Source organism: Streptomyces sp. NPDC048411 (assembly GCF_040704695.1).
GTDB lineage: Bacteria > Actinomycetota > Actinomycetes > Streptomycetales > Streptomycetaceae > Streptomyces.
In genome coordinates this window covers 45,949-59,003 of record NZ_JBEZKL010000021.1, presented here as the reverse complement: position 1 = coordinate 59,003, position 13,055 = coordinate 45,949, and the positions used below count along the sequence as shown (strand labels likewise).

15 protein-coding genes are annotated in these 13,055 nt (G+C 71.3%); 4 read left to right on the top strand and 11 right to left on the bottom strand.

Annotated features, from left to right (window positions below; all coding sequences use genetic code 11):
- Nucleotides 1-14 precede the first annotated feature (14 nt).
- The 10 genes from AB0915_RS10940 to hisD form a co-directional block, all read right to left on the bottom strand.
- Nucleotides 15-1,259, bottom strand: a complete 1,245-nt coding sequence (locus tag AB0915_RS10940; protein WP_366690771.1) for an MFS transporter — start codon at nucleotides 1,257-1,259, stop codon at nucleotides 15-17.
- A gap of 26 nt (nucleotides 1,260-1,285) precedes the next feature.
- The gene (locus AB0915_RS10935; RefSeq protein ID WP_366690770.1) at nucleotides 1,286-1,873 is read right to left on the bottom strand and encodes a helix-turn-helix domain-containing protein; all 588 of its coding nucleotides are present in this window, start codon (nucleotides 1,871-1,873) and stop codon (nucleotides 1,286-1,288) included.
- A 162-nt stretch (nucleotides 1,874-2,035) separates the two neighbouring features.
- Nucleotides 2,036-2,791: an imidazole glycerol phosphate synthase subunit HisF gene (gene hisF / locus AB0915_RS10930; RefSeq protein WP_366690769.1), complete on the bottom strand. Its 756-nt coding sequence runs from the start codon at nucleotides 2,789-2,791 to the stop codon at nucleotides 2,036-2,038.
- Nucleotides 2,788-3,186, bottom strand: a complete 399-nt coding sequence (locus AB0915_RS10925) for a RidA family protein (RefSeq protein ID WP_366690768.1) — start codon at nucleotides 3,184-3,186, stop codon at nucleotides 2,788-2,790. Before AB0915_RS10925 ends, hisF begins: the two co-directional genes overlap by 4 nt.
- On the bottom strand, nucleotides 3,183-3,911 hold the full coding sequence (gene priA, locus AB0915_RS10920) for a bifunctional 1-(5-phosphoribosyl)-5-((5-phosphoribosylamino)methylideneamino)imidazole-4-carboxamide isomerase/phosphoribosylanthranilate isomerase PriA (RefSeq protein ID WP_366690767.1): 729 nt from the start codon (nucleotides 3,909-3,911) through the stop codon (nucleotides 3,183-3,185). Before priA ends, AB0915_RS10925 begins: the two co-directional genes overlap by 4 nt.
- Nucleotides 3,911-4,552 (bottom strand): imidazole glycerol phosphate synthase subunit HisH, encoded by a 642-nt coding sequence (hisH, locus tag AB0915_RS10915; protein WP_366137612.1) that lies wholly within the window; start codon nucleotides 4,550-4,552, stop codon nucleotides 3,911-3,913. The genes priA and hisH overlap by 1 nt, the downstream gene beginning before the upstream one ends.
- A gap of 11 nt (nucleotides 4,553-4,563) precedes the next feature.
- On the bottom strand, nucleotides 4,564-4,731 hold the full coding sequence (locus AB0915_RS10910; RefSeq protein ID WP_358857998.1) for a hypothetical protein: 168 nt from the start codon (nucleotides 4,729-4,731) through the stop codon (nucleotides 4,564-4,566).
- Nucleotides 4,728-5,324 (bottom strand): imidazoleglycerol-phosphate dehydratase HisB, encoded by a 597-nt coding sequence (gene hisB, locus AB0915_RS10905; RefSeq protein ID WP_277325685.1) that lies wholly within the window; start codon nucleotides 5,322-5,324, stop codon nucleotides 4,728-4,730. The genes AB0915_RS10910 and hisB overlap by 4 nt, the downstream gene beginning before the upstream one ends.
- Nucleotides 5,321-6,442: a histidinol-phosphate transaminase gene (locus tag AB0915_RS10900; RefSeq protein WP_366690766.1), complete on the bottom strand. Its 1,122-nt coding sequence runs from the start codon at nucleotides 6,440-6,442 to the stop codon at nucleotides 5,321-5,323. The genes hisB and AB0915_RS10900 overlap by 4 nt, the downstream gene beginning before the upstream one ends.
- On the bottom strand, nucleotides 6,439-7,761 hold the full coding sequence (gene hisD / locus AB0915_RS10895; RefSeq protein WP_366690765.1) for a histidinol dehydrogenase: 1,323 nt from the start codon (nucleotides 7,759-7,761) through the stop codon (nucleotides 6,439-6,441). Before hisD ends, AB0915_RS10900 begins: the two co-directional genes overlap by 4 nt.
- A 158-nt stretch (nucleotides 7,762-7,919) precedes the next feature.
- Here hisD and AB0915_RS10890 point away from each other — a divergent pair, with 158 nt between their 5' ends.
- From AB0915_RS10890 to ybaK, 4 genes are all read left to right on the top strand, one after another.
- Nucleotides 7,920-9,521 (top strand): oxidoreductase, encoded by a 1,602-nt coding sequence (locus tag AB0915_RS10890; RefSeq protein WP_366690764.1) that lies wholly within the window; start codon nucleotides 7,920-7,922, stop codon nucleotides 9,519-9,521.
- A gap of 232 nt (nucleotides 9,522-9,753) precedes the next feature.
- Nucleotides 9,754-10,791: a hypothetical protein gene (locus AB0915_RS10885; RefSeq protein ID WP_366690763.1), complete on the top strand. Its 1,038-nt coding sequence runs from the start codon at nucleotides 9,754-9,756 to the stop codon at nucleotides 10,789-10,791.
- Nucleotides 10,792-10,796: 5 nt separating this feature from the next.
- Nucleotides 10,797-11,546: an LON peptidase substrate-binding domain-containing protein gene (locus AB0915_RS10880; protein WP_366690762.1), complete on the top strand. Its 750-nt coding sequence runs from the start codon at nucleotides 10,797-10,799 to the stop codon at nucleotides 11,544-11,546.
- 17 nt (nucleotides 11,547-11,563) lie between these two features.
- Nucleotides 11,564-12,073, top strand: a complete 510-nt coding sequence (ybaK, locus tag AB0915_RS10875; RefSeq protein ID WP_366690761.1) for a Cys-tRNA(Pro) deacylase — start codon at nucleotides 11,564-11,566, stop codon at nucleotides 12,071-12,073.
- 256 nt (nucleotides 12,074-12,329) lie between these two features.
- On the opposite strand, the gene AB0915_RS10870 is transcribed toward ybaK, so the two are convergent.
- Complete coding sequence (locus AB0915_RS10870; protein ID WP_366690760.1) at nucleotides 12,330-13,034, bottom strand: ABC transporter permease; 705 nt, start codon at nucleotides 13,032-13,034, stop codon at nucleotides 12,330-12,332.
- Between the last annotated feature and the right edge of the window lie 21 nt (nucleotides 13,035-13,055).

Sequence of the window (13,055 nt, the reverse complement as noted above, 5' to 3'; positions counted from 1 at the left end):
CGTACGGGTCCGGGTCAGCGCGGGAGTTCCGCGCGGCGCAGCCGGGTGAAGGCCAGACCGGCCACCGCCCCGGACGCGCACACCACTGCGCTGGTGACGAAGACCGGGCCCGTCCCCCAGGCGGCCACGGCGGCTCCCGTGACCGGGTAGCTGAGCGGTGCGATCGCGTGGGTGAAGAGCGTCGATACCGAGGTGACCCGGCCCAGGTAGGCGGGGTCGGTGACGGTCTGGGTCAGGGCGCCGCACAGGGCGCCGCCGAGCCCGGCGAAGAGCCCGATGCAGACGGCGACGGCGACGGCGAGACCCACCGAGGGGGCAAAGGCCAGGACGGCTATGGCGAGTGCGCCGACCAGTACCGTCAGGCACATGACGAGACCGGCCCGCGGCACGCGGCCGCGCACCGCGAGCAGCAGCGCCGACGCACCGGCTCCGATCCCGAACGCGGCGACGATCCAGCCCATGCCGGACGCCCCCCAGCCGCGCTGTCCGGCGAGCAGGACCAGGCCGAGGTTGAGGGGCCCGGCGAAGCCCAGCTCGCTGAGGGCCACGGCGAGCATGAGCGGTCCGAGCACCGGGTGGCGGCGGATGTGGCGCAGCCCGTCGGTCAGGTCGTGCCAGGCGGTGCCGGACGGTTCACCGGCTTCCGCTGCGGGCAGCGGGCTGATCCGCAGGGCAAGGAGCAACGGCAGCGACACGGCGAAGAGCACCCCGGCCGCGGCGAACGCGAGGGTCGGGCCGCCGAAAGCCACTGCGGCGCCACCGAGCGGGGCTCCGACGACATTGGCGGCACGGGAGGCGAGTCCGCGAAGTCCCTGGACGCGGGCCAGTTGTCCGGCGGCGGTGATCCGGGGCGGCAGGGCACCGACCGCGGGCAGGAAGAGGGCGTCGACCACGCCGAAGACGAGCGCGACGGCGACCAGCATCCACACGGCGGGTGAGGTGGACAGCAGCGCGCCCGCCAGGCCCAGCACGACCAGACAGCGGGCGGCGTCGCTGCCGATGACGACGCGGCGCGGGCCGAGCCGGTCGGCGAGCACTCCCCCGCCGAGCATCAGCAGGGCCCGGGGTATGGAGCCGACGGCGAGGACGAGCCCGGCCTGGGTGGCGCTGCCGGTGCGGGCGGCGGACCAGGCGAGCGCCATGTAGTAGACGCTGTCGCCGATCATCGACGCGGCGTAGGCGCCAAGCCAGCGCAGGACGTTGCCGTCGCGGTGGGCTGGGCGTTCGGGTGCTTTCGTGGCCGTGACGGTGACGGTCATGAGGGTCGTCCTCCCGGGGCGGCGGCTCAGGTGCGGAACGGGAATGCGTACAGGTGCACGGCGACGTTCTCGCGGCCTTCCGTGTCTCCGGCCTCGTCGCGGGCGCGGCCGAGTTGTTCGTACCGGTCGATGAGTTCGTGCACCTCACGGCTGAGCGCGGCGAGTTCGTCGGCGGTGAGCCGGGCCAGGTACTCGGAGCCGGAGGCGGCGCTGCGCCACTCCAGTGGCCAGCTCTGGGCCGAGTCGATGTAGCTGCGGTACAGCTCGACGTGCTGGTCGAACGAGAGCCGGCCGATGGCGGTATGCGTGGCGACCTTCTCGGGCGCGTCACTGAAATCCTCGGCATGGACGTTCAGCCCCTTCGAGGCCGGCTGCCACCAGCGCTCGCGGCCGTCCTTGCCCTGCTGCTCGGCCTCCTCGATCAGGCCGTGGTCGGCGAGCTTGCGCAGGTGGTAACTGACCAGCGAGACCGCCTCGTCGACCTGCTCGGCGAGCTGGGAGGCGGTGGCCTTACGGGAGATGTAGAGCGCCCGGTAGAGCTTCATCCGCAGGGGGTGCCCGAACGCCTTCAGGGTCTCCAGGTCCGAGATCCGGCGAGATTCGTTGCTTGCCATGCCCTCACCGTAGACGGGAAAGAAAAACTGCACAATCTTTATTGTGCAATAAAATTTGTGGAACCTCGGATACCACCCTGAGGCCGTGAGGGGACGGCCCGCAAAACGCCGATCGCCGGACGGGCCACAACGGCCCGTCCGGCGATCGATGGAGTACTGCGGTCAGCGGACCGGGTGCCCGGCCTCCCGCAGCGCGTCCTTGACCTCGGAGATCCGCAGATCACCGAAGTGGAAGACGGACGCGGCGAGCACCGCGTCGGCGCCTGCCGCGATGGCGGGTGCGAAGTGCGCGAGCCGGCCCGCGCCGCCGGAGGCGATGACGGGGACGGTGACGTGTGTGCGGACCGCCGCGATCATCTCGGTGTCGTAGCCGTCCTTCGTGCCGTCGGCGTCCATCGAGTTGAGCAGGATCTCGCCCGCGCCCAGCTCGGCGGCCCGGTGCGCCCACTCGACGGCGTCGATGCCGGTGCCCTTGCGGCCGCCGTGCGTGGTGACCTCGAAGGTGCCCGCGGGGGTACGCCGGGCGTCGACGGACAGCACGAGGACCTGCCGGCCGAACCGCTCGGCGATCTCCCGGATGAGGTCCGGGCGGGCGATCGCCGCGGTGTTGACGCCGACCTTGTCGGCGCCGGCCCGCAGCAGTTTGTCGACGTCGTCGGCGGTACGGACACCGCCGCCGACGGTGAGCGGGATGAAGACCTGCTCCGCGGTGCGGCGCACCACGTCGTAGGTCGTCTCCCGGTCGCCGCTGGACGCGGTGATGTCGAGGAAGGTCAGCTCGTCGGCGCCCTCGGCGTCGTACAGCTTGGCCATCTCGACGGGGTCACCCGCGTCGCGCAGGTTCTGGAAGTTGACACCCTTGACGACCCGGCCGTTGTCGACGTCCAGGCACGGGATGACACGTACCGCGAGACTCATTGCGCACCTTCCCGGTAGGCCTCGATCTCGACTTCGACGACCAGGCTGGGGTCGACGAAACCGGAGACGATGATCATGGAAGCGGCGGGGCGGACGTCATCGAACAGCTCCTTGTGGGCGCGGCCGACCTCGTCCACGTCCCGGGCGTGCGTGATGTACATCCGGGTACGGACGACGTCCTCGCGGCCCAGCCCCACCTGCTTCAGCGCGTCGAAAGCGACCTTGAAGGAGGCGACGGCCTGCTCGTACGGGCCGCCCGCGGAGATCTGTCCGTTGACGATCGACGTGCAGCCGGCGACCAGGACCAGCCCGTTCGGCAGCTGCACCGCGCGGGAGTAGCCGAACTTGTCCTCCCAGGGGGCGCCGGAGGAGATGCGGTTGACGGAGTCGGTCATCCGGAGACCACCTGCAGCGCCTCTTCGAGGGTGAACGCCTTCGCGTACAGCGCCTTGCCGACGATCGCGCCCTCGACACCGTCCGGCACGAGCGAGGCGATCGCCCGCAGGTCGTCCAGCGAGGAGACGCCGCCGGAGGCGACGACGGGCTTGTCGGTGACGGCGCAGACGTTCTTCAGGAGCTCCAGATTGGGGCCCTGGAGCGTGCCGTCCTTGGCGATGTCGGTGACGACGTAGCGGGCACAGCCCTCGGAGTCGAGGCGGGCGAGGGTCTCGTAGAGGTCGCCGCCGTCGCGGGTCCAGCCGCGGCCGCGGAGCGTCGTACCGCGGACGTCGAGGCCGACGGCGATCTTGTCGCCGTGCTCGGCGATGACCTTGGCGACCCACTCGGGGGTCTCCAGCGCGGCGGTGCCGAGGTTGACCCGGGTGCAGCCGGTGGCAAGAGCGGCGGCGAGCGAGGCGTCGTCACGGATGCCGCCGGAGAGCTCGACCTTGATGTCCATGGAGCGGGCGACCTCGGCGATCTGCGCCCGGTTGTCACCGGTGCCGAACGCGGCGTCCAGGTCGACGAGATGCAGCCACTCGGCCCCCGCCTTCTGCCAGGCGAGGGCGGCCTGCAGGGGGTCTCCGTACGAGGTCTCGGAGCCGGACTCGCCGTGCACGAGACGGACGGCCTGGCCGTCGCGGACGTCGACGGCGGGGAGGAGCTCAAGCGTGGTGGACATCAGAGTGTTCCGATCCAGTTGGTCAGCAGCTGGGCGCCGGCGTCGCCGGACTTCTCGGGGTGGAACTGGGTGGCCCACAGGGCGCCGTTCTCCACGGCGGCGACGAACGGCTCACCGTGGGTGGCCCAGGTGACCCGGGGGGCGCGGATCCTGGCGTTCGTGACTTCGAGGCTCCAGTCGTGCACCGCGTACGAGTGCACGAAGTAGAACCGGGCCTCGGGGTCGAGACCGGCGAAGAGCTCGGAGTCCTCGGGGGACCGCACGGTGTTCCAGCCCATGTGCGGGACGACCGGGGCCTTCAGCGGGGCGACGGTGCCGGGCCACTCGTCGAGGCCCTCCGTCTCCACGCCGTGCTCGATGCCGCGCTCGAAGAGGATCTGCATGCCGACGCAGATGCCCATCACGGGGCGGCCGCCGGAGAGCCTGCGACCGATGATCCATTCGCCGCGGGCCTTCTTCAGCCCCTCCATGCAGGCGGAGAACGCGCCGACGCCGGGCACCAGCAGCCCGTCGGCGTTCATCGCCCGGTCGAAGTCGCGGGTGATCTCGACGTCCGCGCCGACGTGGGCGAGGGCGCGCTCGGCGGAACGGACGTTACCGAAGCCGTAGTCGAAGACGACGACCTTCTTCTTCTCACTCACAGGTCGCTCCCTCAGTCCCAGAGTCCCTGGATCCGCATGACACCTGCGGCCAGGCTCATCACGGATGCGATCCCGAGCAGCACGATGACGCCCTTGGGCATCTTCTGCTTCGAAAAGGAGTAGACGCCGCCGGCCAGGAAGAGGCCGAGGACGATCAGAATGGTGTTGAGGCCGGTCACAGCGCGCCCTTCGTGGAAGGAAGAATTCCGGCAGCACGCGGATCGTGCTCACAGGCGTACCGCAGGGCGCGGGCGAGCGCCTTGAACTGGCACTCCACGATGTGGTGGGCGTTGCGGCCGTACGGGACGTGGACGTGCAGGGCGATCTGCGCCTGGGCGACGAACGACTCCAGGATGTGCCGGGTCATCGTCGTGTCGTACGAGCCGATCATCGGCGCGATGTTCTCCGGCTCGGTGTGCACCAGGTAGGGGCGGCCGGAGAGGTCGACGGTGACCTGGGCGAGCGACTCGTCCAGCGGGACGGTGCAGTTACCGAAGCGGTAGATGCCGACCTTGTCGCCGAGCGCCTGCTTGAAGGCGGCACCGAGGGCGAGGGCGGTGTCCTCGATCGTGTGGTGCGTGTCGATGTGCAGGTCGCCGTCGGTCTTGACCGTGAGGTCGAAGAGGCCGTGGCGGCCGAGCTGGTCGAGCATGTGGTCGTAGAAGCCGACCCCGGTCGACACATCGACCTTTCCGGTGCCGTCGAGGTTGACCTCGACGAGCACGGACGTTTCCTTGGTGGTGCGTTCCACGCGGCCTACGCGGGGGCTCATCCGTCGTGCTCCTTCTTGAGTTCGCGTACCGCATCGAGGAACGCGTCGTTCTCTGCCGGGGTTCCTGCGGAGACCCGCAGCCATCCCGGTACACCGTTGTCCCGGACCAGGACGCCCCGGTCGAGGATCTGCTGCCAGGCGGTGTGGCTGTCGGCGAAGCGGCCGAACTGGACGAAGTTGGCGTCCGAGTCCGTCACGTCGAAGCCGAGGGCGCGCAGTTCGGTGACGATCCGGTCGCGCTCGCTCTTGAGCTGCGCGACGTAGCCGAGGAGCGTGTCGGTGTGCTCCAGGGCGGCGAGCGCCGTGGCCTGGGTGACGGAGGACAGGTGGTACGGCAGCCGCACCAGCTGGACGGCGTCCACGACGGCCGGGTCGGCAGCGAGGTAGCCAAGCCGCAGACCGGCGGCGCCGAACGCCTTCGACATGGTGCGCGAGAGCACCAGGTTGGGCCGGCCCTCGATCAGCGGGAGCAGCGAGGGGTGGTGGCTGAATTCGCCGTACGCCTCATCGACGACGACCATCGAGGGCCTGGCGGCCTGGGCGGCGTCGTACAGCGCGAGGACGGTGTCGGCGTCGACGGCGGTGCCCGTGGGGTTGTTGGGCGAGGTGATGAAGGCGACGTCCGGCCGCTGTCCGGCGATGGCCTCGCAGGCCGCGTCGACATCGATCGTGAAGTCGTCCTTGCGCGGCCCGGAGATCCAGCCGGTGCCGGTGCCGCGCGCGATGAGGGCGTGCATCGAGTACGAGGGCTCGAAGCCGATCGCGGTGCGTCCGGGTCCGCCGAAGGTCTGCAGCAGCTGCTGCAGCACCTCGTTGGAGCCGTTGGCCGCCCAGACGTTGGCGAGACCGACCTCGTGCCCGGCGGTGCGGGTGAGGTAGCGGGCCAGTTCGGTACGGAGTTCGACGGCGTCCCGGTCGGGGTAGCGGTTGAGGTCGCGGGCGGCCTCGCGGACGCGCTCGGCGATGCGGTCGACGAGCGCCTCGGGGAGCGGGTACGGGTTCTCGTTGGTGTTCAGCCGTACGGCCACGTCGAGCTGGGGCGCGCCGTACGGGGACTGACCGCGGAGCTCGTCCCGGATCGGCAGGTCGTCGATACGGGTGGTGTCGCTGTTCGTCACTGCTGCGGAACCTTCCAACCGAACCGGGCCTTGAGAGCGGCGCCGTGGGCGGGGAGGTCCTCCGCCTCGGCGAGCGTCACGACATGGTGAGTGACCTCGGCGAGCGCGTCGCGCGTGTAGTCGACGATGTGGATACCGCGCAGGAAGGACTGCACGGACAGGCCCGAGGAGTGGCAGGCACAGCCACCGGTGGGCAAGACGTGGTTGGAGCCGGCGCAGTAGTCGCCGAGCGAGACCGGGGCCCACGGGCCGACGAAGATCGCTCCGGCGTTGCGGACCCGGTCGGCGACGGCGGCGGCGTCGGCGGTCTGGATCTCCAGGTGCTCGGCGGCGTACGCGTCGACGACCTTGAGACCGTCCTCCAGATCGTTGACCAGGACGATCGCGGACTGGCGGCCGGCCAGTGCGGGCTCGATCCGGTCGGTGACGTGTTTGGTCGCGGCGATCTGCGGCTTCAGCTCGGCCTCGGTGGCGGCGGCCAGTTCCTCGGAGTCGGTGACGAGGACGGCGGCGGCCATCGGGTCGTGCTCGGCCTGGCTGATCAGGTCGGCGGCGACGTGCACCGGGTCGGCGGTGGAGTCGGCGAGGATCGCGATCTCGGTGGGTCCGGCCTCGGCGTCGATGCCGATGCGGCCCTTGAGGAGGCGCTTGGCGGCGGCGACATAGATGTTGCCGGGACCGGTGACGAGGTTCACCGGGAGACACTCGGCCGTTCCGTACGCAAACATCGCGACGGCCTGGGCGCCACCGGCGGCGTACACCTCGTCGACGCCGAGCAGGGCGCAGGCGGCGAGGATGGTGGGGTGCGGCAGGCCGCCGAACCCCTTCTGCGGCGGGGAGGCGACGGCGATGCCCTCGACACCCGCCTCCTGCGCCGGTACGACGTTCATGACCACGGAGGACGGGTAGACGGAGCGCCCGCCCGGCACATACAGCCCGACGCGCTCGACGGGCACCCACTTCTCGGTGACGGTACCGCCGGGGACGACCTGCGTGGTGTGCGTGGTGCGGCGCTGCTCGTGGTGGACGAGGCGGGCGCGGCGGATCGACTCCTCCAGGGCGGCCCGTACGGCGGGGTCGAGCCGGTCCAGCGCCTCGGCGAGAGCCGCGGCCGGGACCCGGATCGAGTCGATGCGTACGCCGTCGAATTTCTCTCCCCACTCGATCACTGCCGCTGAGCCACGATGGCGTACGTCCTCGCAGATGGGGCGCACCGTCTCCAGTGCGGCTTCCACGTCGAACTCGGCTCGGGGCAGCAGGTCGCGCAGGTCGCCGCCCTCGGGGAGGGCGTTGCCGCGCAGATCGATTCGAGAGATCACACCCCAATTCTCTCAGACCGACTCCGACGGCAGTTCGCCCGTATCACTGGCTGATACCCACCCCGGCCGTCACGGCCGACTACTCCCGGCCACTCCTGACCACCGGCGTTCACACCGTCACCCAAAGGGAATAACAGCTGCAAGCGGAAGGGGCCCCGGTGACCGAACCGCAGGACAGCGAGATCCCGGACAGCCTCGGCGTGGCGGAACTGGGCATGTGGCGGGCGTTCCGGAACGGCAGCACCTACGATTTGCGCGCCCGCGACCCGATGCGGGACGACCCGTTCGCGCCGACGGTCTGGGGTGCCGAGCGCAGTGTGGACGCCCGTGTGGTCGCCCGGCTGCTGCTGAGCGGGCCGCCCGCCCGGCCGGGACGGGTCGCCGCGCTGAAGCTCCGGGGCATACGGATCACCGGGACCCTCGATCTCGCGGGCGGACGTGTCGCTCCGTACGTGGAGCTGACCGGCTGCCGCTTCGAGGAGGAGGTGGTGCTGCCGGAGTGTCACTTCACGACGTTTCGGATGGTCGGCTGCGCGATGCCGCGGCTGGAGGCGGCGCGGCTGCGCACCGAGGGCGATCTGCATCTGCCACGCTGCCGGATCGAGCGCGGGATCCGGCTCACCGACGCCCATATCGGCACCGACCTGCTACTGAACCAGATCGAGCTCGGGGCCGACCGACAGGGCCGGGCGCTCGCCGGGGACGGTCTGACGGTCGCGCAGGACCTGCAGGCGGAGATGGTCGAGACACGTGGCGAGCTGAGTCTGCGTGGTGCGAAGGTCGGCGGTTCGCTGAGTCTGCGCGGCAGCCGGCTGCGGGCGGGGCGTGGCCGGCGCGCACTGAACGCCCCGCAACTGACGGTGGAGCGGACGTTGTACATGACCGAGGCGTGGGTCAGCGTCGACACGGGGAACCTGGGCACCACTCCCCCGTACGGCGTCGTCATGGCCCAGGCCCCGGCGCACGGCACCCGGGCGCAGGTCTTCGAGTGCCGCGGCGGGGTACGGCTCGACGACGGGCGGTTCGGTGACGCGGTCGACCTGCACAAGGCCAGATTCGTGCTGGCGCCCCCCGAGGAACTGTCGCTGCGCCGGATCGTCACCCCGGAGCTGCGGTTCAACGCGGAACGACCGGAGGAGGGCCGGGTCGTGCTCAACGGCGCGAAGGTCGTCACGCTGATCGACGTGTCGACCAGCTGGCCGGGGCCGGGCGGGCTCGCGATGGGCGGTTTCGTCTACGAGAACCTCGTCCCGTACGGGCACTTCCCACTCTCCCGCCGCCTGGAGTGGCTGGCGGCGGCGACCCCCGAATACGTACCGGAGCCGTACGAACGGCTGGCGACGGTGCTGCGCAACTGCGGGGAGGACGCGGACGCCCGCGAGGTGCTGCTCGCCAAGCAGCGGCGCCGACGCGAGACGCTGCCGCCCGCCGCGAAGCTGTGGGGAATCCTGCAGGACTGGACGGTGGCGTACGGCTACCGGCCCGGGCGGGCCGCGGTGTGGATGGCGGTGCTGTGGGCGGCCGGGACGGTGGCCTTCTCGCAGTACGAGCCGGCGGCGATCAAGCGGGACGAGCACCCGGCGTGGAACGCGGCGCTGTACGCGCTGGATCTGCTGGTGCCCGTGATCAACCTCGGGCAGGACGGGTACTGGCGGATGGAGGGCGGCTGGCAGTGGGCGGCGGCCGCGCTGGTGCTGCTGGGGTGGATATTGGCCACGACGGTGGCGGCGGGCGCATCCCGGCTGCTGCGCCGCGGCTGACCGGGCACGGCCGGGACAGGCTGCCCTCGGCCCGCAGACAAGGGCCCGGTGGACACTCCGACGACCGGTCTCCCCCGGCCGACCAGCACGGACACCAATCACCGGAGCAAAATAATCAAGCCAGATTCCACCCCATCCTTTACTCTTTATTGACCCCACTCAGGGCAACCCGGGCCCTCGGCACCAAAGCTTCACAGTGCCCCTCTGGCGCCGCCTCGACCAGCGCTTTTCAATGATCTGCACCATGTCATTCCTTCGCGCCCTGCTCCGTACCGCGCGCATGATCCGGCACGCGCCACAGCTGTGCGCCGGACTGCCTGCGGACGATGAGGTGCTGCTCGACGCCCCCGACGGGCGGCTCTCCCCCGCGCTCGTCGCCGCCGCCCTCGGGGAGTACGAGCCGGCCGCCAAGCTCCTCGCCACCACCCGGGACGCCGCCGAATGGGAGAACCGCGACCGTTACCTCGGCCGGCTCGTCACCTTCGCCCGCCACCGCGACAGCTGGCTGACCGACTGGCTCGCCGCCGCCCCGCACGACCCGGACGCACTGCTCGTCAGGGCCGAGCTGGCGGTCCGGCGGGCCTGGGAGTCGCCGGCCCGCGCCGAGCAGCTGCGCGACGTGGCACCACTGATCACCGCGGCGGCCGAGAGCGATCCGCGCGACCCGGTGCCCTGGCGGCTCGCGCTCGACCACGCCCGCGGCACACATGCCCCGCACACCGCCTTCGAGGCGCTGTGGGAGCAGGCCGTCCGGCGCTCCTCGCACCACTACGGCTGCCATGTCGCGGCCCTGCAGTACCTCTCCGCCGCCTGGTTCGGCTCGCACCGCGAGTGCTTCGACTTCGCCGAACAGGCCGCCGAGGACTCGCTGCCCAGCTCGCTGGTGCAGGCGCTGCCGGTGCGGGCCGCGTTCGCGCTGCTGAGCGCCGGCCCCGAGGCACGGACCACATCGATGCTGGAGGAGCGGATCGACCGGGCTGCGGATCTGGCGATCGCGCTGTCCGCCACGTACGAGCCGGGCGATCCGTGGCCGGCCGAGGTCCGTAATCTGCTGGCGTACGTACTGGTCGTCCGGGGTCGCTGGGACGAGGCGCTGGAACAGTTCCGGCTGATCGGACCCCATGCGACGTCGTTCCCGTGGTCGCCGGTCTCCGACGATCCGCTCGGCCAGTTCCTGGACGTGCGGGACGGGGTGCGCCTCCAGGTGGCATCCGGGATGCCTTTGCGGTACCGGGCCGACCACGGCGGGTCGCGCGGCCATTACGCTTGACCGTTGTGACCACCGCTCGTCTGCCCCTCTTCCCGCTGAACGCGGTGCTGTTCCCCGGCCTCGTGCTGCCGCTCAACGTCTTCGAGGAGCGGTATCGCGCCATGATGCGCGAGTTGCTGAAGACCGATGAGGACGAACCGCGCCGCTTCGTCGTCGTGGCGATCCGCGATGGCCGCGAGATCGCTCCCACCGCTGCCGGAATGCCGGACGCCACCACGATGCCCTCCGCCACCGAGCGTGGTCCCGCGGACGGCTTCGGCCCCGATCCGATCCAGACGTTCCACCGGGTCGGCTGTGTCGCGGACGCGGCAAAGATCCGGGAACGCGCGGACGGCAGCTTCGAGGTCCTGGCGACCGGCACCACCCGGGTCAAGCTGCTCTCGGTCGACGCGAGCGGCCCCTACCTGACGGCCGAGGTCGAAGAGCTTGACGAGGACGCCGGCGACGAGGCGGGCGCGCTCGCCGAGGGCGTACTGCGGGCATTCCGCAGCTACCAGAAGCGACTGGCCGGAGCGAGCGAGCGTTCCCTGACGACGGGCGCGGAACTGCCGGACGACCCGTCCGTCGTCTCGTACCTGGTGGCCGCCGCCGCGGTCCTCGACATCCCGTCGAAGCAACGACTGCTGCAGGCCCCGGACACGGCGACGCGCCTGCGCGAGGAACTGATACTCCTGCGCTCCGAGACCGCCGTCCTCCGGCACCTGCCGTCCCTGCCCGCAGTCGACCTGACCAGGGCGCCGACCCACCCCAACTGATGCGAGGACCCTGCCCCGTGGCAAAGAAGCCGAAGAAGCACCAGCAGTCCGGCTCCGGCGGCACTCCGGCGACGGTCGCCCTGACCGCGGCGGGCACCCTCTTCACGACCCACGCCTACGAGCACGACCCGGCCTCCCCCTCGTACGGTGAGGAGGCGGCGGAAGCGCTGGGCGTCTCCCCCGACCGGGTCTTCAAAACCCTGGTGGCCGACGTGGACGGCACCCTGACCGTGGCGGTCGTCCCGGTGGCCGGTTCCCTGGACCTGAAGGCCCTGGCAGCGGCGGTCGGCGGCAAGCGGGCCGCGATGGCGGACCCGGTGGCGGCGGAACGCACGACGGGCTATGTACGGGGCGGCATCTCCCCCCTGGGCCAGCGGAAGCGGCTGCCGACGGTACTGGACGAGTCGGCGCAGTCCCACGAGACGATCTGCGTATCGGCGGGCCGCCGCGGCTTGGAGGTGGAACTGGCCCCGACGGATCTGGCGTCGCTGACGGGGGCGGTGTTCGCGGCCATCGGCCGGGCGTAGACCACGCGGCCCCGGGGCGCTCTCAGCCCAGGGGCATGCGCAGCCCGGGGTCGCTTCCCATCCCAGAGCGGTCGCGGCGCCAGGTCACTTCCAGGCCGGGGTCACACCCAGCCCGGGGTCACACCCAGCCCGGCGTCACACCCAGCCCGTCCGGCGACCCCGGACCGGGGTCCTGGGCAGAGCCCCGGCTGTGGGAAGGTGCGGGGTGAGGCCCCGCGCAGCGGCCCTACCCCCGTCGCCCCACCCGCCCCACTCCCTACGGCTTCGTCGGAGGCGGCGGCGAGGACGGAGCCGACGGCCCCGCCGAGCCCGCACCCCCCGGCCCAGCCCCCGGCACCCCCCAGACTCCCCACTCCGGCTCCGGTTCCCGCGGCCCGAACGCCGCGGTCAGCGCCAGATGAACGACCATCGCCGCCACCGACCAGGCCAGCAACGCACCCTTCGCGTGCAGGTCGAGCGGTGCATCGAACACCACGCCCTTGCCGACCTCCCGCGCATGGGCGACCACATCACGTTCCGGTCCGAGCCAGACGCCCACCCCCCAGGCCACCAGCGACCCGAGCAGCCCGCCCAGGGCGAGCCCCACGACCAGCGCGATCCCGCCACGTCGATGGAACCAGAAGGCCAGCGCCGCGGACACCGCCCCGAACGCGAGGGCGAGCAGCACGAACGTCCCGTCGCTCCCGATCGCCTCCTCGCCCTCGCTGTCCTTGAGGAAGACCGCATGGCTGTCGGAGATCAGCGGGACCCGCGGCGAGAGCCACAGCCACAGCAGGCCGAGCCCGAGGCCGGCCACCGTCAGCAGGACGGCGACGACAGCCGCCCGCCGCAGATCCGCCCGCGGATCGCGCTCCTCCTCAGCCCCCAGGAGGGTCCCGGGACCGGAGCCACCGCCCTTCGGCGGCGTCTGCCAGGGGTCATTGGGCGAAGGCTGGTCGGGCGGTGTCAGAGGTGCGCTCACCGTGCCATCGTGCCAGGCGCC

Bases quoted from the DNA above. Each gene is read 5' to 3' on its own strand.
- AB0915_RS10940 (WP_366690771.1), bottom strand. From the start codon at position 1,259: ATGACCGTCACCGTCACGGCCACGAAAGCACCCGAACGCCCAGCCCAC.
- AB0915_RS10935 (WP_366690770.1), bottom strand. From the start codon at position 1,873: ATGGCAAGCAACGAATCTCGCCGGATCTCGGACCTGGAGACCCTGAAG.
- hisF (WP_366690769.1), bottom strand. From the start codon at position 2,791: ATGAGTCTCGCGGTACGTGTCATCCCGTGCCTGGACGTCGACAACGGC.
- AB0915_RS10925 (WP_366690768.1), bottom strand. From the start codon at position 3,186: ATGACCGACTCCGTCAACCGCATCTCCTCCGGCGCCCCCTGGGAGGAC.
- priA (WP_366690767.1), bottom strand. From the start codon at position 3,911: ATGTCCACCACGCTTGAGCTCCTCCCCGCCGTCGACGTCCGCGACGGC.
- hisB (WP_277325685.1), bottom strand. From the start codon at position 5,324: ATGAGCCCCCGCGTAGGCCGCGTGGAACGCACCACCAAGGAAACGTCC.
- AB0915_RS10885 (WP_366690763.1), top strand. From the start codon at position 9,754: ATGATCTGCACCATGTCATTCCTTCGCGCCCTGCTCCGTACCGCGCGC.